The 26,020-nt window shown below is 66.5% G+C and carries 19 protein-coding genes; 10 read left to right on the forward strand and 9 right to left on the reverse strand.

What is annotated here, in order from left to right:
* Nucleotides 1-4: 4 nt before the first annotated feature.
* Together ACQR1Y_RS09710 and ACQR1Y_RS09715 are read right to left on the reverse strand one after the other, a co-directional pair.
* The gene (locus tag ACQR1Y_RS09710; RefSeq protein ID WP_434876153.1) at nucleotides 5-1,639 is read right to left on the reverse strand and encodes a glycosyltransferase family 39 protein; all 1,635 of its coding nucleotides are present in this window, start codon (nucleotides 1,637-1,639) and stop codon (nucleotides 5-7) included.
* Nucleotides 1,640-1,912: 273 nt separating this feature from the next.
* On the reverse strand, nucleotides 1,913-2,587 hold the full coding sequence (locus tag ACQR1Y_RS09715) for a Crp/Fnr family transcriptional regulator (RefSeq protein ID WP_434876152.1): 675 nt from the start codon (nucleotides 2,585-2,587) through the stop codon (nucleotides 1,913-1,915).
* Nucleotides 2,588-2,798: 211 nt separating this feature from the next.
* On the opposite strand from ACQR1Y_RS09715, the gene ACQR1Y_RS09720 reads away from it, so the two are divergent.
* The 3 genes from ACQR1Y_RS09720 to ACQR1Y_RS09730 all read left to right on the forward strand — a co-directional run bounded on the left by ACQR1Y_RS09720 (nucleotide 2,799) and on the right by ACQR1Y_RS09730 (nucleotide 8,250).
* Entirely contained in the window at nucleotides 2,799-4,907 is a 2,109-nt protein-coding gene (locus tag ACQR1Y_RS09720) for an AsmA family protein (RefSeq protein WP_434876151.1), read from the forward strand.
* Nucleotides 4,908-5,163: 256 nt separating this feature from the next.
* Nucleotides 5,164-7,617, forward strand: coding sequence for an adenylate/guanylate cyclase domain-containing protein (locus ACQR1Y_RS09725; protein WP_434876150.1), 2,454 nt, complete (start codon nucleotides 5,164-5,166; stop codon nucleotides 7,615-7,617).
* A 303-nt stretch (nucleotides 7,618-7,920) separates the two neighbouring features.
* Complete coding sequence (locus ACQR1Y_RS09730) at nucleotides 7,921-8,250, forward strand: GIY-YIG nuclease family protein (protein WP_434876149.1); 330 nt, start codon at nucleotides 7,921-7,923, stop codon at nucleotides 8,248-8,250.
* A gap of 1,287 nt (nucleotides 8,251-9,537) precedes the next feature.
* On the opposite strand, the gene ACQR1Y_RS09735 is transcribed toward ACQR1Y_RS09730, so the two are convergent.
* A complete protein-coding gene (locus ACQR1Y_RS09735; RefSeq protein ID WP_434876148.1) occupies nucleotides 9,538-10,095 on the reverse strand; it encodes a MarR family winged helix-turn-helix transcriptional regulator in 558 nt (185 codons plus the stop codon).
* 162 nt (nucleotides 10,096-10,257) lie between these two features.
* On the opposite strand from ACQR1Y_RS09735, the gene ACQR1Y_RS09740 reads away from it, so the two are divergent.
* From ACQR1Y_RS09740 to fahA, 5 genes are all read left to right on the forward strand, one after another.
* Entirely contained in the window at nucleotides 10,258-11,889 is a 1,632-nt protein-coding gene (locus ACQR1Y_RS09740; RefSeq protein WP_434876147.1) for an FAD-dependent oxidoreductase, read from the forward strand.
* Between the two features lie 10 nt (nucleotides 11,890-11,899).
* Entirely contained in the window at nucleotides 11,900-12,127 is a 228-nt protein-coding gene (locus ACQR1Y_RS09745) for a DUF2783 domain-containing protein (protein ID WP_035639586.1), read from the forward strand.
* A 24-nt stretch (nucleotides 12,128-12,151) separates the two neighbouring features.
* Entirely contained in the window at nucleotides 12,152-13,108 is a 957-nt protein-coding gene (locus ACQR1Y_RS09750) for an MBL fold metallo-hydrolase (protein ID WP_434876146.1), read from the forward strand.
* Nucleotides 13,108-14,454, forward strand: a complete 1,347-nt coding sequence (gene hmgA / locus ACQR1Y_RS09755) for a homogentisate 1,2-dioxygenase (RefSeq protein WP_434876145.1) — start codon at nucleotides 13,108-13,110, stop codon at nucleotides 14,452-14,454. The genes ACQR1Y_RS09750 and hmgA overlap by 1 nt, the downstream gene beginning before the upstream one ends.
* Before the next feature lie 199 nt (nucleotides 14,455-14,653).
* Entirely contained in the window at nucleotides 14,654-15,928 is a 1,275-nt protein-coding gene (gene fahA, locus ACQR1Y_RS09760; protein WP_434876144.1) for a fumarylacetoacetase, read from the forward strand.
* A 177-nt stretch (nucleotides 15,929-16,105) separates the two neighbouring features.
* Here fahA and ACQR1Y_RS09765 read toward each other — a convergent pair whose 3' ends face one another.
* Together ACQR1Y_RS09765 and ACQR1Y_RS09770 are read right to left on the reverse strand one after the other, a co-directional pair.
* On the reverse strand, nucleotides 16,106-16,417 hold the full coding sequence (locus tag ACQR1Y_RS09765; protein ID WP_434876143.1) for a DUF1272 domain-containing protein: 312 nt from the start codon (nucleotides 16,415-16,417) through the stop codon (nucleotides 16,106-16,108).
* Nucleotides 16,418-16,505: 88 nt separating this feature from the next.
* Nucleotides 16,506-16,985, reverse strand: coding sequence for an Lrp/AsnC family transcriptional regulator (locus tag ACQR1Y_RS09770; RefSeq protein WP_434876142.1), 480 nt, complete (start codon nucleotides 16,983-16,985; stop codon nucleotides 16,506-16,508).
* Nucleotides 16,986-17,107: 122 nt separating this feature from the next.
* On the opposite strand from ACQR1Y_RS09770, the gene hppD reads away from it, so the two are divergent.
* Nucleotides 17,108-18,226, forward strand: a complete 1,119-nt coding sequence (gene hppD, locus ACQR1Y_RS09775; protein WP_434876141.1) for a 4-hydroxyphenylpyruvate dioxygenase — start codon at nucleotides 17,108-17,110, stop codon at nucleotides 18,224-18,226.
* Between the two features lie 26 nt (nucleotides 18,227-18,252).
* On the opposite strand, the gene ACQR1Y_RS09780 is transcribed toward hppD, so the two are convergent.
* From ACQR1Y_RS09780 to ACQR1Y_RS09795, 4 genes are all read right to left on the reverse strand, one after another.
* Entirely contained in the window at nucleotides 18,253-19,365 is a 1,113-nt protein-coding gene (locus ACQR1Y_RS09780; RefSeq protein ID WP_434876140.1) for a CaiB/BaiF CoA transferase family protein, read from the reverse strand.
* A gap of 175 nt (nucleotides 19,366-19,540) precedes the next feature.
* Entirely contained in the window at nucleotides 19,541-20,341 is an 801-nt protein-coding gene (locus tag ACQR1Y_RS09785; RefSeq protein WP_434876139.1) for an FAD binding domain-containing protein, read from the reverse strand.
* A 19-nt stretch (nucleotides 20,342-20,360) separates the two neighbouring features.
* Nucleotides 20,361-22,706 (reverse strand): xanthine dehydrogenase family protein molybdopterin-binding subunit, encoded by a 2,346-nt coding sequence (locus ACQR1Y_RS09790; protein WP_434876138.1) that lies wholly within the window; start codon nucleotides 22,704-22,706, stop codon nucleotides 20,361-20,363.
* A gap of 106 nt (nucleotides 22,707-22,812) precedes the next feature.
* Nucleotides 22,813-23,298 carry a (2Fe-2S)-binding protein gene (locus ACQR1Y_RS09795; protein ID WP_012030407.1) on the reverse strand — a complete coding sequence of 162 codons (486 nt, stop codon included), beginning with the start codon at nucleotides 23,296-23,298 and terminating at the stop codon, nucleotides 22,813-22,815.
* A gap of 333 nt (nucleotides 23,299-23,631) precedes the next feature.
* Between ACQR1Y_RS09795 and ACQR1Y_RS09800 the strand changes: the two genes are divergently transcribed.
* Nucleotides 23,632-25,668, forward strand: coding sequence for a methyl-accepting chemotaxis protein (locus ACQR1Y_RS09800; RefSeq protein ID WP_434876137.1), 2,037 nt, complete (start codon nucleotides 23,632-23,634; stop codon nucleotides 25,666-25,668).
* The last annotated feature ends 352 nt before the right edge of the window (nucleotides 25,669-26,020 follow it).

Raw genomic sequence — 26,020 nt, forward strand, 5'->3', positions numbered from 1 at the left:
GAGGTCAGTCGGCGGCCGGAATCATCCGCCTGGCGGCACTGACATCCTGCGGCGCGTCGGGAGCGTTCTCGGTCGGCGCCTCCGTCGCAGGCGGCACGATCAGTGCGACGAAGCCCTGGCTCGCGCCCGGCCAGCCGAACAGCTTGGTGCGGAGCGTGAAGTCGACACGGACCGATCGCTTTGCCAGCGCCGCCGCCTGCTGCATGCCGCCGACGCAGGACAGGTCGGCGTCGTAGCACAGCGCGGCCCAGCCCTGCGCGGTCAGCGTCGTGCTCGGCGTCTGCAGCTCGTGCGGGTGCACCAGCGCGGCTTCATAGCGCGGATGGTCGGCGCCGTAGAACGCCGCCGCAAAGGCCAGCCCGTCGTCGCCGCCGACATGGGCGAGGGGGCGGTCCGAGGTGGTCCGCCACAGCCGGTCGAGTTCGGCCGCCGCCGGCTGATAGAAATTGCGGCCCTCGTTCAAGGGCACGTAGTTGCGATACAGCGCATGCAGCGGCGCAACCACGATGGCCGCGAGCACGGCCATCCAGATCGTCGTCGCCGCGAGTCTGACGGTCATCTCGCGCGGGGCCTGGTAGCTGGCGCCGCACACGATCACGATGACGAACAGGAACACACCCTGCAGGCCCCAGAGCGGCGGCATGTCGGTGCCGAACATCGCCGACACCATCGCCGGGAGCGTCACGGTGCCGATGCCAATCATCGCCAGCAGCCGCAGCCCGGAGCCCAGGCTGAGCGCATCGTTGAGCACCTGGCTCGGACGCGGCCGCGTCATCGCCAGCCAGATCAGGCCGGGAATGCCGACGATGCCGGCCATCGCGACCACGAATCCCCCGGCCTCGACCAGGGCCGCCGCGGCCGACTTGCCGACATGGTGCTCGACCGCATGCGAGAAGGGCTGCGCGCCGGTCGTGGCGAGCCACAGGATATGAGGAGCCAGCGCAGCCAGCCCGGACAGCGCCGCGATCCAGGGCGCGGACGAGGTGAAATAGGCGCGCCGCTCGCTGTGGCACAGCGCCGCGATGGCGAAGCTCACGATCAGGAAGATCGAGTAGTACTTGCCGAGCATGGCAAGCGCGGCAGTGAGGCCAGCGGCGACCGCCCAGCCGGCGTGGCGGGTCTCGAACGAGCGCAGGAAGCACCAGGTCGCGAGCGGCCAGCTCGACAGCAGCACCGCATTGGCGTTGAAGCGCTGCGCGTGCAGCTGATAGACCGGCAGCAGCATCAGCAGCAGCAGCACGGTCAGGCGCTTGTCGCCGCGCGCGAAGCGCCGGCTGATGCGGTCGACGGCCCAGAGTCCGGCCGCGCCATTGGTCAGCGCCAGCAGGTTGAACGACCAGTTTGTGAGCGGAAACACCGTGGTCCAGGCCCACGCGGCCCATCCCATCAGCGGCGGATGCTTGGTCGAGCCCCACTCGAAGCTGCGCCCGAGCGACCAGGTCTCGATCACGTCCTGGTGGAGATCGCCGCCGAGATAGGCCAGCGAAAAATACGCCATCCAGACCGCGACGAAGCCCGCGATCAGCACCGGCACCGCCCAGCCGTCCTCGACGGCATCGATCCAGACCGTGAGAGCCTTGCGCCAGCGTACACCCGAACCATTGGTCGCGATCGCGATCGCCGGCAGCGCAAGACTCATGATTTCCCTTCCAACGATGGTGTTCGAGCCTGGCGCACGCTCCATCGCCCGCGCATGATGTGCGCGGACGATGGGGACAGCACCGGTGCCGGATTGACCCTGTTGGAATCGTTAAAAACGGTTCATGTCGCAAATTGTGAGGCGCGGTGGCCCAAATGCGATCATGTTTGGCCGAGCTGGATACGCGCCGATGCACAATGGCCGGTTCCGGCCATCAGGCCGGCCCGCAAACGACATATTCGCTTATTTGCCATCGTGCTGTGCCGAGGTCAGCTAATCGTTGCGCGCGATCGTGCCGAGCTTGGTGAGGTCGTGCAGCAGGATGCGGCCGCGCTGCAGGTCGAGGATCTTGTCCTTGCGCCAGGCCTGCAGCTGCCGGTTCACGCTCTCCCGCGCCGCGCCGACGAACACGCCGAGCTGCTCCTGGGAGATGTGAACCTCGGAGCCGAAATCATCCGCCAGCGCGCACAGCCGGCGCGCCAGCCGCACCGGCAGCGGCTGCAGCACCGATTCCTCCATCCGCTCGCTCTGCCAGCGGATGCGCTGGCACAACAGCTGGATGATCCGGATCGCGACCTTGGGCTCGCGCTCCAGGAAGCCGAGGAAGTCCTCGCGGCGCAGCACGAACAGCTCGGTCTGCTCGCCCGCAGTGGCGTCGGCGGTACGCTCCTGGCCGTCGAGCACCGCGACCTCGCCGAACAGGTCACCGGGACCCATGAAGTTGAGCGTCAGGCGGCTGCCGTCGGTCGCGCCGGTTTCGATGCGGATCTGGCCGCGCCGCACCCCGAACAGCGCGTTGCCGGGATCGCCCTTCTGGAACAGCAGCTCGCCCGCCGAGAGATGCTGGGTGTGGCAGAGGTTCGCTAGCCGCTGCAGCTCATCGGCCCCGAGGTCCGCGAACATCGGGTTCATCTTCAGAATGACCGCAAATTCGGCCTGCTTGCTCATCACTATACCTTCGGCATTGGTTTAAGGCCTCACTTACCGAAACCCCATCGGCAGAAGTGTGTCGTAAGTCACATAACGCGCATGGGCTCACGCCTATCTTGGTCGCTCCCGGGGCGGTCTACGTTCTGGGAAAAATTCAGATTGAACCGGGTCGGTGTTGCCGCATGCTAACCCCAGGCGGCCGCTCGCGCGTCGCGCTTGGGACATCGAGATGAAAGCATTGAAGATCGCAGCCGGCTTGCTGGGCGCCGTCATCGTGGTGCTCGCACTGGCGCTTGCCTTCGGACTTCCGGCAGGTTTCCTGACGGTCGCCATCCAGGATCGCGTCGAGCGCGACACCGGCTACCGTCTGAGCATCGCGGGCTCGGCGAGCGTCAGCCTGTGGCCGTCGCTGCATGCCACGCTGACCGACATCACCCTGCAGGATCCGAAGGAGCGCGACGGCAGCGCGCGGCTGACGGTCGGCCGGGTGCAGGCCGACATGGCACTGTCGAGCCTGTGGTCCGGCCGGCCGGTGATCACGGAGATCGTCGTCGAGAAGCCCACGCTGCAACTGCCGCTGCTGCGCGAGCGCCTGCGTGACAACAGCCCGCGCAGCCGCCCCGCGGCCAAGGCGGAGGGCGCACTGCCCGTCCAGATCCAGCGCTTCACCGTCAAGGACGGCGCCGTCATCCTCGCCAATGTGCGCGACCGGGTCGAGAACCGCCTCGAAACCATCGCCGCGACCGCTGTGCTCGGCGATGACGATAAGATCAAGATCACGGGCTCCGCCCGCGCCGGCGACGGTCCGGTGACCTTCGACATCACCGCCGCGGCGCCCGCGATGTCGGTCGAGCGGCAGACCGTCCCGGTCGATTTCAAGCTCACGATGGCGAGCGCCTTTCGCGGTGCTGTGACCGGCCGGGCCGATGTCCGGCTGAACGGGCCGCTGGTGATGATCAACGGCCTCAGCGGCACGCTCGGTGAGGGCGATTTCAACGGCTGGGCCTCGATCGATCTCGCCAGCAAGCCGATGCTGAAGCTCGATCTCGACGTGCGCCGTCTCGATTTCGACGGCCCGGCGCCGCGCGGTTCGGCAGCGGCCGGATGGAGCACGGCGGCGATCGACCTGCGCGGCCTCAACTACATCGATGCGCGGGTCAAGCTGTCGGCCACCGATGTCGGCCTCTCCGGGGCGCGTGTCGGCCCGCTCGATCTCGAGGCGTCGCTGGCCGGCGGGCTGATGAAGGCGACCGTGACCAATCTCGGCGCCTATGGCGGCCAGGCCAGCGGCGAGGTCGTCATCGACGCCTCCAGCGGCAATCCGGCCTATGCGATGCATTGCGATCTCACCGGCCTCCGCGCCCTGCCGCTGCTGCAGAACCTCGCCGATTTCGACCGCATCGACGCCCAGCTGCAGGGCAAGCTGGCGCTGCGCTCGACCGGCGCCAGCCAGCAGGCGATCATGAGCAATCTCAGCGGCTCGGCGTTCCTGCTGTTCCAGAACGGCGCGATCCGCGGCATCAATGTCGCGCAGATGATCCGCTCGCTGACCACCAACCCGCTCTCGGGCTGGCAGGACTCGAAGGAGCTGACCACCGATCTGTCCCAGCTCTCCGCCTCGTTCCAGGTCGAGCGCGGCCAGGCGGCGACCAGTGATCTCACTCTGATCGGCCCGCTGGTGAAGGTCACCGGCGCCGGCACGATCGATCTCGGCAACCGCGCGCTGGCGTTGCGGGTCGAACCGAAGCTCGTGCTGACGACGGAAGGGCAGGGCCGCACCTCGGACCCGGTCGGCCTCGGCATTCCCGTCGTGATCGACGGCCCCTGGAGCCAGCCGCGCTTCTATCCCGACATGGCCGGCATCCTCGACAATCCCGACGCCGCCTATGCCAAGCTCAAGCAGATGGGGCAGGGCCTCTTCGGCAAGGACGGCGCCGGCCTCAACAATCTCATCAACGGCATCGGTGGCCTGATCGGCAATGCCGCGCCGGGCGCGGCCCCGAACGGCGCGCCGTCGCCGGCCACGCCGAATGCGCAGGCGCCCGCCGCGGGCCAGTCCGATCTGCTCGGCGGCCAGCTCGGGGCCACCATCGGCAATCTGATCCAGCAGGGGCTGCAGCAGGCCACGCCGCCGCAACAACCCCGCAGTCGCGGCCGGACCGTGGTTCCGCCCGGCGGCGCCACGCCGCTGCTGCAGGCGCCGCAGGCCGATCCGGCACAGCCTCCGGCGGAGACGGGCCAGGCGCCGACCGCCGCGACGCCCGTCGAGCCGCGCGATGACAGCGTCCAGGACAGCCAGCCGATGAACGATGTGCTGAAGCGCATCTTCAATCGGTAGGATGTCACCGGAAATGAGCGGCGTCCTCCGTCAAATGACGGAGGACGCAGCGGAGCATTGACGCGAAGATCGGCGGGATGGGGGCTGGGCCTGCGCATGCAGCCGGTCTGCCCGCTGCATTCTGTGCTAAACGGAGGGTCGGCGGGCGCTCGACAGTCGAGCGGCTCCGTCGCTGACGATGTCGCTGTCCTGGTTGGGGCAGCGGACGCGCCCGTTCGGGGTTCGACCTCGGTGATGACGCGCGTGAGGGGTCCGAATGAGCGAGGTCAAGAACAGAGGCTGGTCACTGCGGCAGGGCCTGTTCGCCAAGTATGTGGTGTCGCTGGTCGGGCTCGTCGTGTTCGTCCTGGCCGTCAACGGCGCGACCGAGACCTGGATCAGCTATCAGTCCACCAGGGCGAGCCTGACCGCCGCGATGGCCGAAAAGGCCGACGCCAGCGCCCGGCGGATCGACCAGGCGGTCTCCGACCTGCAGCGCCAGATCAGCTGGGTGACGCGCGCGAGCGCCAACACGCTGGAGCTGCGGCGCGCCGACTATGTCCAGCTGCTGAGCCAGGCTCCGGCCGTGCGGCAGCTGTATCAGCTCGACGGCCAGGGCCGCGAGCAGCTCCGGGTGTCGCGCACCGCGATCGCGTTCTCTTCCAACAACGACCTGTCGCGCGACCTGCGCTTCACCGACACGGTGACGCATGGCAGCAACTTTTCCGGCGTGACCTTCAAGGGCACCCAGCCGATGATGTCGATCTCGGTCGCGCATTCCGGCTTCAATGCCGGCGTCACCGTCGCCGACATCGACCTCGACTTCCTCGAAGACTTCATGTCCGAGGCCCAGGTCGGCAAGGTCGGCTTCGCCTACGTCGTCGATCCCCGCGGCCAGGTGCTGGCGAGTTCGGCCAAGGGACCGGCAGTCGGCCAGGACGTCTCCAAGCTGGAGCAGGTGGCCGCGATGCTGACGCCGGACGGCCAGCCGCTCGCCTCCGGCACCGACAGCAACGGGCATTCCGTGCTGTCTGCGGTTGCGACCCTGCCCAAGCTAGGCTGGGCGGTGTTCTTCGAGCAGTCGACCGCGCATGCGCTGGCGCCGATCCGCGACCAATTGCTGCGTGGCGCGCTCCTGATCGCGCTCGGCCTCGCGGTGGCGACTCTGGCCGGATCGCTGCTGGCGCGCCGCATGCTCGTGCCGATCACCGCCTTGCGCACCGGCGCCCGCAAGCTCGGCGCCGGCGATTTCGGCCAGCGCATCGAGGTCCACACCCATGACGAGCTGGAGGAGCTCGCCGATCAATTCAACAGCATGGCCGGCCAGCTCGCGCAGTCCTATGCCGTGCTGGAGGCGAAGGTCGAGGAGCGCACGCGCGATCTCGCGCAGTCGATCAACGAGTTGAAGGTGCTGGAGGAGGTCGGCCGCGCGGTGTCGTCGTCGCTCGATCTCAACGCGGTGCTGCCGACGGTGTCGGCGCGGGCGCTCGAGATCACCCATGCCGATGCGGTCCTGATCTATTCCTACGAGGCCGCGACGCGCCGCTTCAGGCTGGTCGAGGCTAAGGGGCTGGAGCGCACGCAGGACGCGCCCTACAGCATGCTCGACGAGGAGACCACGCTGCTCGCCGAGTCCGTGCGCAGCGGCGAGCCGATCGCGATCGCCGAGCTGGAGAGCGCGCCCGCTCATCCGCTGCGCGATGTTGCTGTCGCAGGGGGCTTCCATGCCGTGCTGTTCACGCCGCTGGTCGATCAGCAGGGCGTGCTCGGCGCACTCGTGGTGCTCAGGCGCTCGGCCGGCGCCTTCCCGCCGAATCTCATCGGGGTGATGCGCACCTTCGCGCACCAGGCGGTGCTGGCGATGCGCAATGCGCGGCTGTTCACCGAGGTCGACCAGAAGGGCCGCGAGCTGGCGCTCACCCACGCCACCGTGCAGCAGCAGGCGGAGAAGCTCACCGAGCAGACCGAGCAATTGCGCGAATGGAACAAGTCGCTGGAAGAGCGCGTCGAGAAGCAGCTCGCCGAGATCGAGCGCATCCGCCGCCTGGAGCGCTTCCTGGCGCCGCAGGTGGCGCAGATCATCGCGTCGTCCGATGGCCATGACGCGCTGCTGCAGAGCCATCGCCGCGAAGTGACGGTGGTGTTCTGCGACCTCCGCGGCTTCACCGCGTTCACCGAGACCACCGAGCCCGAAGAGGCGATGAACGTGCTGCGCGAATATCACGCCGCGCTTGGCAAGCTGATCTTCAAATATGAGGGCACGCTCGACCGCTACGCCGGCGATGGCGTCATGATCCTGTTCAACGCGCCGATCCCGTTCGAGGACCACACCACGCGCGCGGTGAAGATGGCGCTGGAGATGCGCGCGGAGATCGGCGGGCTCACCGAGCGCTGGAAGAACCGGGGCCACAGCTTGGGCTTCGGCGTCGGCATCGCCGTGGGCTATGCCACGCTCGGCCAGGTCGGCTTCGAGAACCGCCTCGAATACGCCGCCATCGGCAGCGTCACCAATCTCGCCTCGCGGCTCTGCGACGCCGCCAAGGCCGGCCAGGTGATCGCGTCGCGGCGTGTCTACGGCATGGTCGAAGGCTCGGTCGACGCGCGGCCGATCGACGACCTGCACCTCAAGGGTTTCAACCATCCGGTGCTGGCGATGGAGATCCTGCAGTGGCGCGGCGAGGGCGTCGAGGCCGCCGTCATCGAGGAGCCCCGCCGGTCGGCGGCGACGTGAGCTGACCCGCGTCGCTCGCCTCTCTCCATGAGCACGCTGCTCGTGCGCGATTTTGCTGCACAGATTTCAGCTTTCGACCCTCTCCATGAACCCGTCGCTTGGCGTGTTTATGGTTTGGTGTGCAGGGCCGCCCGGCTGTTGACCCTCATGGTGAGGAGCGCCGCGCCAATCAGTCTATGCTAAGCTGAGATGTTCGCCCGCGGCGCGTCTCGAACCATGAGGCCCCTCGGTGGCCTCGCCCTTCGAGACGCCCGCCTCCGGCGGGCTCCTCAGGGTGAGGAAAAACAGAACGCGAGATCCGGCATGACCGAAGGTGCCTTTCTCTACATCTTGCTCTGCGCCGATGGTCGACTTTACGTCGGGACCACAAGGTCATCGCTGGAGCTGAGGCTCGCGCAGCACAATGATGGGACGTTCGGCGGTTATACGTTGACTCGGCGTCCCGTCGAACTGGTCTACTCCCAATGGTTCGAGCGGATCACGGACGCGATTGAAAATGAGCGTCGGTTGAAAAAATGGAGCCGAGCCAAGAAAGACGCCTTGATCCGCGGCGACCTGGAAGCGTTGCGTTCTCTGTCTGCGCGTAGAACGACCTTTGCCGGGACGACATTGAACAAGTCGGAAGGGTCCTGAAGCGAAACGCGCAAACGCTCCCACATCTTGGGTATTGATTGCCCAGTGGGCAGCGCCGTCCTCACCTTCAGACCCTCTCCATGAACACGCCCTTCGGCGTGCTTATGGTCGATATGCAGGACCGTCTTCGGTGTCAGACCCTCATGGTGAGGAGCGCCGCGCCGATCGGGCTTTGTCGGGTAAGATCCTCGCTCGCGGCGCGTCTCGAACCATGAGGCCGCGCTGGTGGCCTCGCCCTTCGAGACGCACGCCTGCGGCGAGCTCCTCAGGGTGAGGGGAAACAGCGGGTCGGTTAATTCCGCAGATAAGAGTTTTCTTGCTATTTTTCGGAAATCATGATTATCTCCGCGCATCCCGCCTCACCGCAGAGGGGCGTTGCGCGCGATCGTCACGACACGCGAGGCGGGGATGCGATGGCCGCGAGAGATCGCAGCATGTCCTTGTGGCGTGCCGACGAACGATCACTTGCGGACGGTCAAGTCGCGTGGTCCTGGCCTCCCGAAGCTGAGGTCAAGTTGACGCTCGTGCTGATGCACGGCGCTGATGACGGTGGCCAACAAGCCGGTGCACCGGGGAGATCGCGAAGCAGCCGGAAGCCCATCGCGCAGGGAATGCCGGAATGTCGGCTGAACCTGTGGTACCTGCCGCCTGCATTTTCTTTCGCAGGCGGGCCATGGGTGAGGCCTTCACCCGGCATTCCCTGCGCCCTCTGCATGATTGCGAGGGGCGAGTTGATCGCATGACTCGGGCCGTATTGGCCGCGAGACTACGTGCGTATGCCTCCTCTCTACGACCGATCCGTTCGCTCACCGATTCTCGTTGTTTGAACCGTGAATCCGCCTCTCCCTCCCCCTTCGTCCCGGACAAGCCGCGACGCGCGCAGCGCATCGCGGCGCCGATCCGGGACCCATACGCCGCAGCAGGTATGAGATGCGTGATGCCAACCACCCGCCTGCCTCAAACTCCTCCCTGTGGCTATGGATCCCGGCGTTCGCCGGGATGACGACGAGTTTGACAGCACCGTCTCTCAACAGCCGTCATTGCGAGCGCAGCGAAGCAATCCAGGCGCTGAGCATGCGGCTCTGGATTGCTTCGTCGCTTCGCTCCTCGCAATGACAGTGGCGAGATTTGTCGGCGCATTCATCCGCCGTAGAGTGGGCAAAGGCGCCTGGGAGGTGCCCTTTGTGAGCCGTACCGTTGCGCGCCGTGCCCACCACGGTCTTGCGGCAAAGAACGGTGGGCACGCGTCGCCTCCGGCGCCGCTTTGCCCACCCTACGAATTGCCAACTAATAAGCCTGCTTCGCGTCGGCCTCTTCGCTCGTCTGGATCAGATCCAGGCTCGCCTCGATCTTGCCGATCAGCCGGTCGAACAGCTTGCGCTCCTCCGCCGACAGGCACGCCATGATCTCGCGCTCACGCTGCTGCAGCCGTGGGATCAGCTCCTCGTACAGCGTCTTGCCCTTGCGCGTCAGCCGCAGCCGGAATTCGCGGCGGTCGTCGGCGTTCTCGACGCGTTCGATCAGCCGCCGCTCCAGCAGCGACGTCACCGCGCGGCTGATGGTCGATTTGTGCGTCCGGGTGCAGGCCGCGACATATTGCGCGCTGCAGGCGTCGCGGCGGAAGCCGAGCGTCGCCAGCACGCGCCATTCGGGAATGTCGAGCCCATGGCGCTCGCGATACTCGCTGGCGAGCGCCGCGCTCACCTCCGCCGCCAGACGGTTCAGCCGGAACGGCGCGAATTTGAACAGGTCGAGCCGCTCCGCCTCCTGCGGCGCTGCGGCATTCTGACCGCCATCGGCCCCCTTTGCCGGACGCCGGGTCTCCGCAGGTGATGGGTTCGCCACGCTCGCACTCCGATTTTTGAGTTGACGCCGCCGAGGCCGTCCGGTGTAGAATAGTTGCAGGTGAGACTATCTGGCAAGATGGCTGGTCAGCCTCACCCGAGGAAATGTCAAAAGATCGAACGATCAACCCAAGCGACGCAACGAGCAGGGCAGAGACGCGCCATGGTGCAAGCCAATCCGGGGCAGGGCACGAAAGAGGCAAAAGTTCAGTTCGGCTATCAGCGCCACCGCGACCAGGATCAGGCCGCGCCGGCCGAGCATCCGGTCGTCGTGGTCGGCGCCGGTCCCGTAGGCCTGTCATTCGCGATCGATCTGGCGCAGCGCGGCCATGCCGTCGTGGTGCTCGACGACGCCGACCGCATCGGCGAGGGCTCGCGCGCGATCTGCTTCTCCAAGCGCTCGCTGGATTATTGGGACCGGCTGGGGGTCGGCGACCGCATGGTCGACAAGGGCGTGGTGTGGAACGTCGGACGCATCTTCCACGGTCCGTCCGAGCTCTATCAGTTCAACCTGCTGCCCGAGCCCGGCCACAAGCGACCCGCCTTCATCAACCTGCAGCAGTTCTACGCCGAGGCCTATCTGGTCGACCGCGTCACCGAGCTGCCGTCGATCTCGCTGCGCTGGCGCAACAAGGTGACGGCACTGGAACAGCGCAATGATCGCGCCGTGCTGACGATCGAGACGCCGGACGGACCCTATCGGCTCTCGGCGCAATACGTCGTCGCTTGTGACGGCGCGCGGTCGTCGCTGCGCCAGATGGTCGGCGCCGGCTTCTCGGGCAAGGTGTTCGAGGACCAGTTCCTGATCGCCGACGTGAAGATGACCGCGGCGTTTCCGACCGAGCGCTGGTTCTGGTTCGATCCGCCGTTCCACGCCGGACGCTCGGCACTGCTGCATCGCCAGCCCGACGACGTCTGGCGCATCGATCTGCAGCTCACGCCGGACTGCGAGCCCCAGGTCGAGAAGAAGCCGGAGAACGTGCGGCCACGCATCGCGCGCATGCTCGGCCACGACGACTTCGAGTTCGAGTGGATCTCGCTGTACAAGTTCCAGTGCCGGCGCATGGAGCGCTTCATCCACGGCCGCGTGATCTTCGCCGGCGATTCCGCGCATCAGGTGTCGCCGTTCGGCGCGCGCGGCGCCAACTCCGGATTGGAGGACGCTGAGAACCTGTCGTGGAAGCTCGACCGCGTTCTGCGCGGAACGTCGCCGTCGGCTCTGCTCGAGACCTATCATAGCGAGCGCAGCGCCGCGGCCGACGAGAACATCCGCGAATCGACCCGCGCCACGGATTTCATGGCGCCGGTCAGCGCGCAGGAGGCGCGGCTGCGCAAGGCCGTGCTGTCGCTCGCCAAGGAGACCGAGTTCGGCAAGCGCATGGTCAATGGCGGCCGGCTGTCGGTGCCCTCGGTCTACGAGACGCCGCTGTCGACCGCCGATGCCGAGGCCTGGCCGAGTGGTCCTTGTCCGGGCACCTCGATGCTGGATGCACCCTTGAAGGCCGCCGACGGACGGCAGCTCCATCTCACCGATGCGTTCAATGCGCAGGGCCGGCGCTTCACGCTGCTGTCGTTCGCCAATGGCGATGCGATCGATGCGTCCGAGGATGTCGGCGTCATCAGGATCGGCGGCGACGGCCTTGCAGACGCCGAGGGCTTCGCCGGCAAGCGCTACGGCGCCGAGCCGGGCACATCCTATCTGCTGCGCCCCGACGGCTATGTCGCGGCGCGCTTCCGCCATCCGACGCCGGATATGATCGTCGCGGCGGTGGCCCGCGCATCCGGCCTGAACTGAGGACGCTGAGATGGCCCTCTCCACCGCCTCGAACTTCGCCAAGCCCGATGACGCCTTCCGCGCCATCGTCGAGGCGCATCGCGGCCTCTCGGAAAAGGACAGCGCCGATCTCGATGCGGCGCTGGTCCTGATCCTCGCCAATCACATCGGCGACATCACCGTGTTGCGCGAGGCGATCACGCTCGCAAAACGGCGCATGATCGACACGAGCCAGCAACAGCAACAACAGCAGCAATAGCTGCCGACAACAGGGAATGAATTGATGGCGAAGGGTTTCGCATCCACCACCGATCTAGCCGAGAAGAAGGTCACCTTCTCCGAGATCGGCCCGGATCTCTATGCGTTCACCGCGGAGGGCGATCCGAACTCGGCCGTGATCGTCGGCGATGACGGCTGCATCGTGTTCGACGCGCAGGCGACACCGGCCATGGCCAACAAGGTGATCGAGCGCGTCAAGGCCGTCACCGACAAGCCGATCAAATATGTCGTGCTGTCGCACTACCACGCGGTGCGCGTGCTCGGCGCCTCGGCCTATCACGCGCAAGGAATCGTCGCTTCGCAGGAGACGCACCGGCTGATCGTCGAGCGCGGCCAGCAGGACTGGGACTCGGAGTACGGCCGTTTCCCCCGGCTGTTCCAGGACGCGCAGAGCATTCCCGGCCTGACCTGGCCGACGTTGACCTTCGAAGGCGAGATGACGATCCATCTCGGCAAGCGCGAGGTGCAACTGATCCAGCTCGGCGCCGGCCACACCTCCGGTGACATCGTCGCCTGGGTGCCGGATGCCGAGGTGATGTTCTCCGGCGATCTCATCGAATACCACTCGGCCTGCTATTGCGGCGACGCCTATTTGCGCGAATGGCCGTCGACCTTGAACGAGATCCGCGACTTCAATCCGAAGGCGATCGCGCCGGGCCGCGGCGACGCGCTGAAGGGCGAGGCCACCGTGCGCGAGGCAATCGCGATGACGCGGGACTTCGTCACCTCACTCTACGGCGCGGCGGAGGTCTCGGTCGCGAAGGGGCGCAGCCTGAAGGAATCGATGGCGGCCACCCGCGAGGTCATGGATCCGAAATTCTCGAGCTTCGCCATCTATGAGCACTGCCTGCCGTTCAACGTGTCGCGCGCCTATGACGAAGCCAGCGGCATCGACGATCCCGTGATCTGGACCGCCGAGCGCGATCGCGAGATGTGGGCCCGCCTGCAAGGAGAAGGATGATGAACATCAATACATCGCCTGACCGGCTCAGCCGTGCGACCGGGCAGGTCACGCCGGGCTACATGTCCGGCTTCGGCAACTCGTTCGAGACCGAGGCGCTGCCCGGCGCGCTACCGATCGGCCGTAACTCGCCGCAGCGCTGCGCCTACGGGCTCTATGCCGAGCAGCTCTCCGGCTCGCCGTTCACCGCGCCGCGCGGCTCCAACGAGCGCTCCTGGCTGTACCGCATCCGCCCGTCCGTGAAGCACTCCGGTCGCTTCACGAAGGTCGACGCCGGGCTGTGGCGCACCGCGCCCTGCCATGAGCAGGAGATCACGGTGCAGCAGCTGCGCTGGGATCCGACGCCACTGCCGTCGGGCGAGGTGACGTTCCTGCAGGGCGTGCAGACCATGACGACGGCGGGCGACGCCGCGACCCAGGCGGGCATGGCGACGCATGTCTATCTGATCACCAAGTCGATGGTCGACCAGCACTTCTACAATGCCGACGGCGAGCTGATGTTCGTGCTGCAGCAGGGGCGCCTGCTGTTCGTCACCGAGTTCGGCCGCATCGACGCCGAGCCGGGCGAGATCGTCGTGATCCCGCGCGGCGTCAAGTTCCGCGTCGAGATCCCCGCCGGACCGGCGCGCGGCTATCTCTGCGAAAACTATGGCGGCGCCTTCACCTTGCCGGAGCGCGGCCCGATCGGCGCCAATTGCCTCGCCAACGCCCGCGACTTCCTGACGCCGGTCGCTTCCTACGAGGACAAGGACACGCCGACCGAGCTCTACGTGAAGTGGGGCGGCGCGCTGTTCAAGACCGAGCTCGGGCATTCGCCGATCGACGTCGTCGCCTGGCACGGCAACTTCGCGCCGTACAAATACGATCTGCGCACCTTCTCCCCGGTCGGCGCCATCGGCTTCGATCATCCCGATCCCTCGATCTTCACCGTGCTGACCTCGCCGTCGGAGACCGCCGGCACCGCCAATATCGACTTCGTGATCTTCCCCGAGCGCTGGATGGTGGCCGACAACACCTTCCGCCCGCCGTGGTATCACATGAACATCATGTCGGAGTTCATGGGCCTGATCTACGGCGTCTACGACGCCAAGCCGCAGGGCTTCGTCCCCGGCGGCATGAGCCTGCACAATTGCATGCTGCCGCACGGTCCGGATCGCGAGGCGTTCGACCACGCCAGCAACGGCGAATTGAAGCCGGTGAAACTCACCGGCACCATGGCCTTCATGTTCGAGACGCGCTTCCCGCAGCGGATCACCAAGCACGCCGCCGAGTCCGGCACGTTGCAGCCGAACTACGCGGATTGTTGGAATGGTTTGGAGAAACGCTTCGATCCTAACCGGCCTTAGCCCAGACCTCCGCCGTCATTCCGGGGCGCCGCGAAAGCGGCGAGCCCGGAATCCATAACCACGACCGCTTGTGGGGTGGAAAGCTGAGCCACAACCACCTCGCCTCATACATCGTCCTGTGGCTATGGATTCCGGGCTCGGCCCTGCGGGCCGCCCCGGAATGACAGCGGGAGACGTGGCGCGAATTCAGGAATACAACGTGAAGCACCCCAACGACCCCTCGCTCCGCTCCTTCATCCCGGTCGATCCGTCGTCCGACTTCTCGATCCAGAACCTTCCCTACGGCGTCTTCTCCGCCGCGGACTCCCCGAAGCCGCGCGTCGGCGTCGCGATCGGCGACTTCGTGCTCGATCTCGCCGTGCTCGAGGCCGAAGGCCTGCTCGATCTCGCACCGGCCTATGAGGTGTTCGCGCAACCCTCGCTCAACGCCTTCATGGCGCTCGGCCCCGCCGTGTGGTCGAAGACCCGCGCCGCGATCAGCGCGCTGCTCCGCGATGACAATCCGCGGCTGCGCGACGACAAGCCGCTGCGCAGCCGGGCGCTGGTGCCGCGCCAGGACGGCATGCTGCATTTGCCGTTCCAGGTCGCCGGCTACACCGACTTCTACTCGTCGAAGGAGCACGCCACCAATGTCGGCGTCATGTTCCGCGGCAAGGATAACGCGCTGCAGCCGAACTGGCTGCACATGCCGATCGGCTACAACGGCCGCGCCTCGACCGTCGTCGTCTCCGGCACAAAAGTGCGCCGGCCGCGCGGACAGCTCAAGCCTCCGAGCGCCGACGTGCCGAGCTTCGGCCCCTGTAAGCGGCTCGATTTCGAGCTGGAGATGGGCGTCGTCATCGGCCAGTCTTCGCCGCTCGGCGAGATGCTGAGCGAGGCGCAGGCGGAGGCGATGATCTTCGGTTTCGTGCTGCTCAACGACTGGAGCGCGCGCGACATCCAGCAATGGGAGTACGTCCCGCTCGGCCCGTTCCAGGCCAAGGCGTTCGCGACATCGATCAGCCCTTGGGTCGTCACGCGCGAGGCGCTGGAGCCGTTCCGTGTCGCCGGGCCGGTCCAGGATCCGACACCATTGCCCTATCTGCAGCAGAAGGAAGCGCAGAACTACGATCTTGCGCTCGATGTCGCCTTGCGTGCGTCAGGCGGCAATGCTGCGCAGACCATCTCACAGACCAACTTCAAATACATGTACTGGTCGAGCGTGCAGCAGCTGATGCACCACGCCTCGTCGGGCTGCGCCATGAGCGTCGGCGACCTCCTCGGCAGCGGCACCATCTCCGGCCTCGACAAGCACCAGCGCGGCAGCCTCTTGGAAATCAGCTGGAACGGCACCGAGCCGGTCGAGCTGGCAGGCGGCGTGAAGCGCACGTTCCTAGAGGACGGTGATTCGCTCGTCATGCGCGGCTGGTGCCAGGGCAACGGCTATCGCGTCGGTTTCGGCGAAGTGGAAGGCACCATCATTGCGGCCGAGTAGCCGTCCTACCCACCGCCGTCATTCCGGGGCGCGCGCAGCGCGAGCCCGGAATCCATAGCCACGATCGGGAGTGTGGATGAAAGACCTCGCCACGAGGAGCTCGCGCTACACGTCGGCCTGTGGTTATGGATTCCGGGCTCGGCCCTGCGGGCCGCCCCGGAATGACGAGGAGCGAGGTCAGCGCTTCTCCGGTGCGACGTCCTTCACGCCAGCCACAAACGCCGCGACGTCTTCGGCCGCGTACTTCAGATGCACGCGCTTGTCCGACGGCACCTGCTTCGCCGTGCAGACACCAGCACGCCACTCCCGCGACGGCCGGATCGGTCTGGCTGCGAAGCCGCCGCCGCAGTTGGGGCAGACGTTGAACAGCTTCGTCTCCACGCAATCGCCGCAGAAGGTGCATTCATACGAGCAGATCCGCGCGTCGACCGCGGACGGAGGCAGGTCCTTGTCGCAGGACTCGCAATTGGGCCGCAGCTGCAACGCCATGGTCGCCTCGCAAACCTTGAGTGAGACGAGTGTCGCAAAAGTAGCGGCAGCGGTGAATGCCGAAGTTCCCTCGATTTGCGCCAAGCGATCAGCCGGAGGGAAGGGACGCCAGCGGCAGCTTGGCGCTCTCCTTCAGCCGGTCGAGCACGATCGAGGAGCGCACATGCGCGACGCTCTGATGCGGCATCAGCACGTTGTTGACGATGTCCGACAGGCTCTTGAGGTCGCGCAGCACGACCTTGAGCAGATAGTCGGAATCGCCGGTGAGCGCGTAGGCCTCCTGGATGTCGTCGACGCGGTTGACCAGCGCGCGAAACCTCTCGGCGTTGTCCGGCGAGTGCGTGGCCAGCGTGATCTGGATGAAGGCGATCAGCTCGAAGCCCAGCGCCTGGCTCGCGAGCTGGGCGCGGTAGCCGGCGATGACGCCAACCTCCTCCAGCCGCATCCGCCGCCGCGAGCATTGCGAGGCGGAGAGCCCGGCGAGGTCGGCCAGCTCCTGGTTGGTCAGCCGCCCATCGTCCTGGAGAGCGGAGAGGATCTTGAGATCGAAGCTGTCGACCGAAATCATGCGCCATTTCCACGATTGATGCACGGATCGTGCATATCTGGACGAAAATGACAATGGTTTGCATGCTCCATGCGCCGAATCCGGAGGATGATCCGAGGATCAAGTTGAAGGAGCTGCCGCCCATGGGTCCGTTTCCGCACGATGCGCCGCCTGCCACCATCTCCGCCGACAACCCGATGGGCACCGACGGCTTCGAGTTCGTCGAATATGCCCATCCTAACGCCGCCGAGTTGCACGCGCTGTTCAAGCTGATGGGGTTTGCCGCGGTCGCCCGCCACAAGACCAAGGCCATCACGTTGTATCGTCAGGGCGACATCAACTACCTCGTCAACGAGGAGCCCGGCAGCCACGGCCACGACTTCGTCGCCGCGCACGGCCCGTGCGCACCGTCGATGGCATTCCGCGTCGTTGATGCCAAGAAGGCCTATGCCCGTGCGATCGCGCTCGGCGCGGAGCCAGCTGATCTGCCGGCGGCCCAGAAAACCCTCGACGTGCCCGCGCTTAAGGGCATCGGCGGCAGCCTGCTATATCTGGTCGATCGCTACGGCGCGAAGGGCTCGGCCTATGATCTCGAATTCGAGTGGACCGGCGCGCGCGATCCGCGCCCCGCGGGCTCGGGCCTCTATTACATCGACCACCTGACCCACAACGTGCATCGCGGCCGCATGAACGTGTGGGCTGGCTTCTACGAAAAACTGTTCAACTTCCGCCAGATCCGCTTCTTCGACATCGAGGGCCGCGCCTCCGGCCTGTTCTCGCGCGCGCTGACCAGCCCCGACGGCAAGATCCGGATCCCGATCAACGAGGACGCCGGCGATGCCGGGCAGATCGAGGAATATCTGAAGACGTATCGCGGCGAGGGCATCCAGCACATCGCCTGCGGCGCGCGCGACATCTACGCGACCGTCGAGGGCCTGCGGGCGTCGGGCCTGCCGTTCATGCCGTCGCCGCCCGAGACTTATTTCGAGCGCATCGATTCCAGGCTGCCGAAGCACGGCGAGGACGTCACGCGCCTCAAGCGCAACGGCATCCTGATCGACGGCGAGGGCGTCGTCGATGGCGGCCAGACCAAGGTGCTGCTGCAGATCTTCTCCGCCAACGCGATCGGCCCGATCTTCTTCGAGTTCATCCAGCGCAAGGGTGACGACGGCTTCGGCGAAGGCAACTTCAAGGCGCTGTTCGAGTCGATCGAGGAGGACCAGATCCGCCGCGGCGTCCTGAAGGTCGAGGCGGCGGAGTAGGGCGAGGGGGCGGTCTGATCGAGAACCTATCGCCCCGCCTTCCACGCGCTCACGAGCGCGCCGATCTCGGCGGCCTCCGGCTCGCGAATGGTCGACGGCGTTCGCGAGAAGCGTGGCGCTGGCGCCGGCTGGGTCACGCCGTGGCGCTCGACGAACACGCCGCGCGCGGCCATGTGGGCGTGCTTCGGGGCTTCCGACATCGTCAGCACCGGCGCGAAGCAGATGTCGGTGCCCTCCATGATCGCGCACCACTCCTCGCGCGTCTTGCTCTTGAACACGCCGACCAGCTTCTCCTTCAGCGCCGGCCAGGCGCGCGGGTCCATCTGGGCCTCGAAGGCGGGATCGGAGAGGTCGGCGTGTTTCCGCAGCAGCGCGTAGAACTGCGGCTCGATCGAGCCGATCGAGATGAAGTTGCCGCAGGCGCATTCGTAGACGCCGTAGAAATGCGCGCCGCCGTCCAAGAAGTTGCGCTCGCGCCCCTCGGTCCAGCGGCCCATCGCGGTGAGGTCGAAGAACATCGCGAGCAGCGAGGCCGCGCCGTCGCACATCGCGGTGTCCACCACCTGGCCCTTGCCGGACTTCGACGCTTCCAGCAGCGCGGCGAGCACGCCGACGACGAGATACAGCGCGCCGCCGCCGAAATCGCCGACGAGATTGAGCGGCGGCACCGGCCGCTCCTTCGGCCCAATCGCGGCGAGCGCCCCGGTGATCGAGATGTAGTTGATGTCGTGACCGGCGGCCTGCGCCAGCGGGCCTTCCTGACCCCAGCCGGTCATGCGGCCATAGACCAGCTTTGGATTGCGCGTGAGCACGACATCGGGGCCGAGGCCGAGCCGCTCCATCACGCCGGGCCGGAAACCTTCGATCAGCGCGTCCGCACCAGCGAGCAGCTCGAGCACCTCGGCGATGACGGCCTTATCCTTGAGGTCGAGCTCGATGACCTTGCGGCCGCGGCCCGCGACCGACTTCATATTCTTCCGCGCGCCGACGCGATCGAGCGTCACCACCTCAGCACCCATGTCGGCCAGCAGCATGCAGGCAAACGGTCCAGGTCCAATGCCGGCGAATTCGACGATGCGGAAGCCTGCGAGCGGGCCGGTGGCGCGGGTCTGGTTGTGGGGAGCGGTCTTGTCGAGCACGTCGTTGTGTCCTTGGGCGTTGCGCGTCTTGTCGCTTGCGTTTCCTGATCCGCAATTGTCCCGCGTGCCTCTCACCGATGCAAGCGCGCTGTATGCCGCAAAGCAAACGGCGCGCATCACTGCGCGCCGCGTGGAATTTGTCGTGCCGCGATGCGGAATGATCCGCGCCGTGACGTCAGCCCGCGGCTTGCACCGCGCGCTGCGCCATCACCTTCACGAGATTGGCGCGGTATTCGGCCGAGCCGTGGATGTCGCTGAGCAACCCGCTCGACGACACCGTCACGCCGTCGATCGCCGAGGCCGACCAGTTCGACTTCAGCGCCGCCTCGATCGCCGACACGCGCATCACGCCGCTCTGCGAGGCGCCGGTGGCCGCGACGCGGATATCGCCGCCCTTCGTCTTGGTGACGAACACGCCGGTCAGCGCGAAGCGCGACGCGGGATGACGCATCTTGGCGTAGCCGGCCTTCTCAGGCACCGGGAACGACACTTCGGTGATGATCTCGCCGTCTTCGAGCGCCGTCGTGAACAGACCCTTGAAGAAATCATCCGCCGAGATCGACCGCTTGTTGGTCTTCACGGTCGCGCCGAGCGACACCAGCGCCGCCGGGAAGTCGGCCGCCGGATCATTGTTGGCGATCGAGCCGCCGATCGTGCCGCGGGCGCGCACGGCGGGATCGCCGAGCACCGAGGTGAGATGGGCGATTGCGGGGATCGCCTTCTTCACATCGGCATTGGTCATGATGTCGTAGTAGGTCGTCGCCGCCTTGATTGTGAGCGTGTCGCCCGAGAGCTGCACGCCGATCAGGTCCTTGATCTTGCCGATGTCGATGACATCGGACGGCGAGGCGAGGCGCTGCTTCATGACCGGGATCAGGGTGTGACCACCGGCAAGGAACTTGGCCTCGCTGCCCTTGGAGAACAAAGCTGCGGCCTCGTCGACCGAGGAGGCGCGATGATAGGTCGTCTCGTACATGGTTGCTCCTCCCGTTCGATCAGGCGTTGCCGTGGATCGCGTGCCAGACGCGGTCCGGGGTCGCCGGCATTTCCAGCTTGTTGTTGCCGATCGCATCCGTGATCGCGTTGATCACGGCCGCCGAGGCGCCGATCGCGCCGGCCTCGCCGCAGCCCTTCACGCCGAGCGGATTGCCCGGGCAGAGGGTCGTGGTGTGGCTGAGCTTGAACGACGGCACGTCGTCGGCGCGCGGCATCGCGTAGTCCATGAAGGACGCCGTGACCGGCTGGCCGTTGCCGTCATAGACGGCATGCTCCAGCAGCGCCTGGCCGATGCCCTGGACGAGGCCGCCATGGACCTGGCCCTCGACGATCATCGGGTTGATCAGCCGGCCGAAATCATCGGCCGCGACGAAGTTGACGAACGACGTCTTGCCGGTGGCCTGGTCGACCTCGAGCTCGCAGATATAGGTGCCGGCCGGGAAGGTGAAGTTGGTCGGATCGTAGAAGGCGCTCTCCTTCAATCCGGGCTCCATCCCGTCGGGCAGATTGTGCGCGGTGTAGGCGGCGAGCGCGACCATCGGCAGCGCAATCGACTTGTCGGTGCCGGTCACCTTGAACTCGCCGTTCTCGATGACGATGTCGCCCTCGGAGGCCTCAAGCGCATGCGCGGCGATCTTCTTGGCCTTGGCCTCGACCTTCTCCATCGCCTTCAGGATCGCGGTGAGGCCCACGGCTGCCGAGCGCGAGCCGTAGGTGCCCATGCCGAACTGCACCTTGTCGGTGTCGCCATGGACGATCGAGACCTGGCTGATCGGCACGCCCAGGCGGTCGGCGATCAGCTGGCAGAAGGTGGTCTCGTGGCCCTGGCCGTGGCTGTGCGATCCCGTGAGCACCTCGATGGTGCCGACCGGATTGACGCGGATCTCGGCCGATTCCCACAGGCCGACGCCGGCGCCCAGGCTGCCGACCGCCTTCGACGGCGCGATGCCGCAGGCCTCGATGTAGCAGGACAGGCCGATGCCACGCAGCTTGCCCTGCGCCTTGGCTGCCTCCTTGCGAGCGGGGAAGCCGGCATAGTCGATCGCCTTCATCGCCGCGTCGAGCGAGGCGTTGAAGTCGCCGGTGTCGTAGGCCATGATCACCGGCGTCTGGTGCGGGAACTGGGTGATGAAGTTCTTCCGCCGCAGCTCCGCCGGGTCCATCTTGAACTGCCGCGCCGCGGTCTCGACCAGCCGCTCGAGCAGATAGCTCGCCTCAGGGCGGCCCGCGCCGCGATAGGCATCGACCGGGGTCGTGTTGGTGTAGACGCCCATCACCTCGGCATAGATCGCCGGGATGTTGTACTGGCCCGACAGCAGCGTCGCGTACAGATAGGTCGGCACCGACGACGAGAACAGCGACATGTAGGCGCCGAAATTGGCGTGGGTCTTGACCCGCAGCCCAAGCATCTTGTGGTTGGCGTCGAACGCCATCTCGGCCTTGGAGATGTGGTCGCGGCCGTGCGCGTCGGTGAGGAACGCCTCGGTGCGGTCGCCGGTCCACTTCACCGGGCGGCCGACCTTCTTGGAGGCCCACAGCGCCACCATCTCTTCGGGATAGATGAAGATCTTGGAGCCGAAGCCGCCGCCGACGTCGGGCGCGATCACGCGCAGCTTGTGCTCGGGCGCGATGTTGTAGAACGCCGACAGCACGAGGCGGGCGACGTGCGGGTTCTGCGACGTCGTGTAGAGCGTGAAGTGCTCCTCGGCGGCGTCATAGTCGGCGAGGGCCGCGCGCGGCTCCATCGCGTTGGGCGCCAGTCGGTTGTTGGTCAGCTCCAGGCTCACGACGTGAGCGGCCTTGGAGAAGGCAGCGCCCACCGCAGCCTCGTCGCCGATATGCCAGTCATAGACGACGTTGCCGGGGGCTTCCGGGTGAAGCTGCGGCGCGCCGGGCTTCAGCGCCGAGGGCATGTCGGCGACCGCCGGCAGCTCCTCATACTCGACGACCACGGCTTCGGCCGCGTCACGCGCGAGGTTCTTGCTGTCGGCGATCACGACGGCGACGGCCTGGCCGACGAAGCGCACGGTCTCCGGCGCCATCGCGGGCCACGCGCCCATCTTCATCGGCGAGCCGTCCTTGGAGGTGATGGCCCAGCCGCAGATCAAATTGCCGACCTTGTCGTCGACGATCTGCTTGCCGGTCAGCACCGCGACCACGCCCGGCATCGCTTCGGCGGCCGAGGCGTCGATGCTCTTGACCTTGGCGTGGGCGTGCGGGCTGCGGATGAAATGGGCATAGGTCATGCCCACCAGCTTGATGTCGTCGACATACCGGCCCTTGCCGGTGATGAAACGCTTGTCCTCCTTGCGGACGACGCTTGCGCCAATGCCTTCCATACCCATGCGAATCTCTCCCCTACCGGAGTTTGTTGTCCCGCCGCGGCCAGCGCGCGCAGCGGTCGTGGTCTCGGTATTGTTTGAAAGACGTCGAAGCCGACGGCAGCCTCTATTATTCGGCGGCCTGGGCGACCTTCATGCGGCCCGCGGCGTCGAGCACGGCCTTGACGATGTTGTGATAGCCGGTGCAGCGGCAGATGTTGCCTTCCAGCTCCTCGCGCACCGTGGCCTCGTCGAGATGGCCTCCGTGGCGGTGCACAATATCGATCGCGGACATGATCATGCCCGGCGTGCAATAGCCGCATTGCAGGCCATGATTGTCGCGGAAGGCGGCCTGCATCGGGTGCAGTTCGTCGCCCTTGGCGATGCCTTCGATGGTGGTGACGTTGGCGCCGGCGGCCTGGCCGGCCAGCACGGTGCAGGACTTCACGGCCCGGCCGTCGATATGGACGACGCAGGCGCCGCACTGGCTGGTGTCGCAGCCGACATGGGTGCCGGTGAGATTCAGATGATCCCGCAACAGATGCACGAGCAGCGTGCGATCCTCGACCTCAGCCGAGACCGCCTTGCCGTTCACCGTCAATTTGACTGTCGACACGAGTAACCTCCCGATGAATTATTCTTATTCTGATTAGAAACAGCGCCCTCAGAACTTTGCAACTCGAATTTTCGTCTGAGATGTCATTGCGACGTCGTGCGCGTGACAACGGCGATTCGGTCGCATCTGTCCTGCCAGGGAAGGCGGCGACGGTCGGCCGGCAGCCACGGGCCGCGTTCGCTGGCCCAGCCGGCGCCCGACTGCAGGCTGTATGCCAATGCCGATCATTTACCGTGCCTTAGCCATTGTGACGTAGTTTTGATCACGCTTCGGTGCGTGCCGCCGGGCGGGCTGTTCTGGGCCAAGATAAAGAATGAGCTGTCGGGGGTGGGAATGTCTGCGCAATTTGCGCCGCAGTCGCGGCGTGCCAATTTTCTGACCCTTCGCTTTCGTGGCAAGATCGTGCTCGGCTTCGCCGTGGTGCTGGCGATCTCCGCCGTCAGCATCGGCTTCTCCTATCTCGGTTTCGAGCAGGTCGCCGGCGCGGTCGCGACGTATCGCGGCAGCGTTGCCGAAGCCGATGCCGCCCGCAATATCGACCGCGAGCTGGTGTCCTATCAGGCGCTTGCCCGCCATTTCGCCTTGACCGGAAAGGCTGAGGACGAGGCCGCCGCCGCTGCCGCCCAACAGGCGCTCCAAGCCGCCATCGAGAAGTCGATGGCGGCCACCGGGCCGGCGCGGCGGACGCAGGTCAGCAAGCTCCAGGCGCAGTTCCAGGCCTTTGCCAAGATCTTCTCCGACATTGTCGCCCTGACCCGGGAGAACGCGAAGCTCGCGACCGACCAGATCGGGATCATCGGCAACAAGATCCGCTTCAAGTTCGACGACCTCGCCGACACCGCCGCGCTCGCCGGCCTGCCCACCGTACAGACCACGGCCAAGGACCTGACGGGCCAATATCTGACGGCGTCCGCACTGGTCGGCACCTTCATCGCAAAGCCGGACCCCAAGACGGCGGATGGCGCCATTGCGCGAACGCGCTTCCTGGAGACGTCGCTGGTCACGATCTATGCCAATGACGAGAAGATCACCCAGCGGGTCACCGAGCTCGGCGACCTGATCAAGCAATACCGCGCCGCCTTCATCAAGCTGTCGGAGAACACCAAGCAACTGGCCAAGCTCGAGCAGGAGATGGCGGCCAACGGCACCGAGATCCTGTCGCTATCGAACGGCCTCAAGTCCGATGTCGCCGCCGACCAGCAGCGCATCGAGGCCGCCGCCAATGCCACGATCAGCGACATCGAGCGGCTGATTGCGATGCTCGCGATCGGCGGCCTCACGCTCGGCGCCGCGCTGGCGCTGATGCTCGGCAACGGCATTTCCAAACCGATGATCTCGATGTGCAAGGCGATGCGCGAGCTCGCCTCGGGCAATTTCGACGTCAAGCTGCCCGGCCTCGGCCGCGCCGACGAGATCGGCGAGATGGCGGCCGCGGTGGAGGAGTTCAAGGTCCAGGCCGTCGCCAAGGCCGAACGCGATGCGGCGACGCAGGACGCCCAGAACAAGGCCGCCGGCGCCGCGCGCCGCGCCGAGCTGATTCGCTTCGCCGACGAATTCGAGGCCGCCGTGGGCTCGATCGTGTCCAACGTCTCGACCTCGGCGCAGCAGCTCGAGCACGCTGCCTCGACCCTGACACGGACGGCCGAGACCACCCAGACGCTGGCCAGCCGGGTCAGCGGCACCTCCGATCAGGCCTCCGGGCGGATCCAATCGGTGGCAAGCGCCACCGACGAGCTGTCGGCGTCGGTCAACGAGATCGGCCGCCAGGTTCGCGAGTCCAACCGTATCGCGGAATCCGCGGTAGCGCAGGCCGAGGAGACCGACGGCCGCATCGGCAAGCTGTCGCGCGCCGCCCAGGAGATTGGTGACGTCGTCAAGCTGATTACCGCGATCGCCGAGCAGACCAACCTCTTGGCCCTCAACGCCACCATCGAGGCCGCCCGCGCCGGCGATGCTGGCCGCGGCTTCGCGGTGGTTGCCTCCGAGGTCAAGTCGCTGGCCGAGCAGACCGCCAAGGCGACCGACGACATCTCCAACCACATCTCCGGCATGCAGGCGGCGACCCAGGAGTCGGTTGCGGCGATCAAGCAGATCGGCGGCACCATCCGGCAGATATCGACCATCGCCTCGTCGATCGCCACCGCCGTCGAGCAGCAGGACGGGGCGACGCAGGAGATCGCGAAGAACGTGCAGGGCGTCGCCGCCGGCACGCAGGCTGCGGCGACCGATATTACCCAGGTCAATCGCGGCGCCACCCAGACCGGCGAGGCCTCGGAGGAAGTGCTGCGCTCCGCCCAGTCGCTGTCGTCGGAGAGCGCAAGGCTGCGCGAAGAGCTCAACCGCTTCATGGCGAACATCCGCGCCGCGTGAGGCGCGCTGCGCTCGGGTGTCTTCCCGGAGCTCGTGGCTGCAGAACGCGCCGCCAAATCCCCCGCTGTCATCCCGGCGAACGCCGGATCCATACGCCGTGTCAGACTTGGGGCGGGTGGTATCAATCGCGTGCCTATTCGAGCATCACGCGGTATGGGTCCCGGGTCGGCGCCCGCTGACGCTTTGCGTCATCGGGCTTGCCCGGGACGACAGCGGTGGGTGGAGCGGTACCGGGCTGAACCGCATGCGCGAGGCCGTCTCGTCCCGCAGCCAGCAGTTCGCAGCCGAGTTCCTTTCCCCGCCGTCGGAACCCCCAGCTCACCGAGACGTTGGGTCGCAGCGGCAGGACATC

Origin of the sequence: Bradyrhizobium sp. HKCCYLRH3099 (genome assembly GCF_051167855.1) — a bacterium.
Lineage (GTDB): Bacteria > Pseudomonadota > Alphaproteobacteria > Rhizobiales > Xanthobacteraceae > Bradyrhizobium.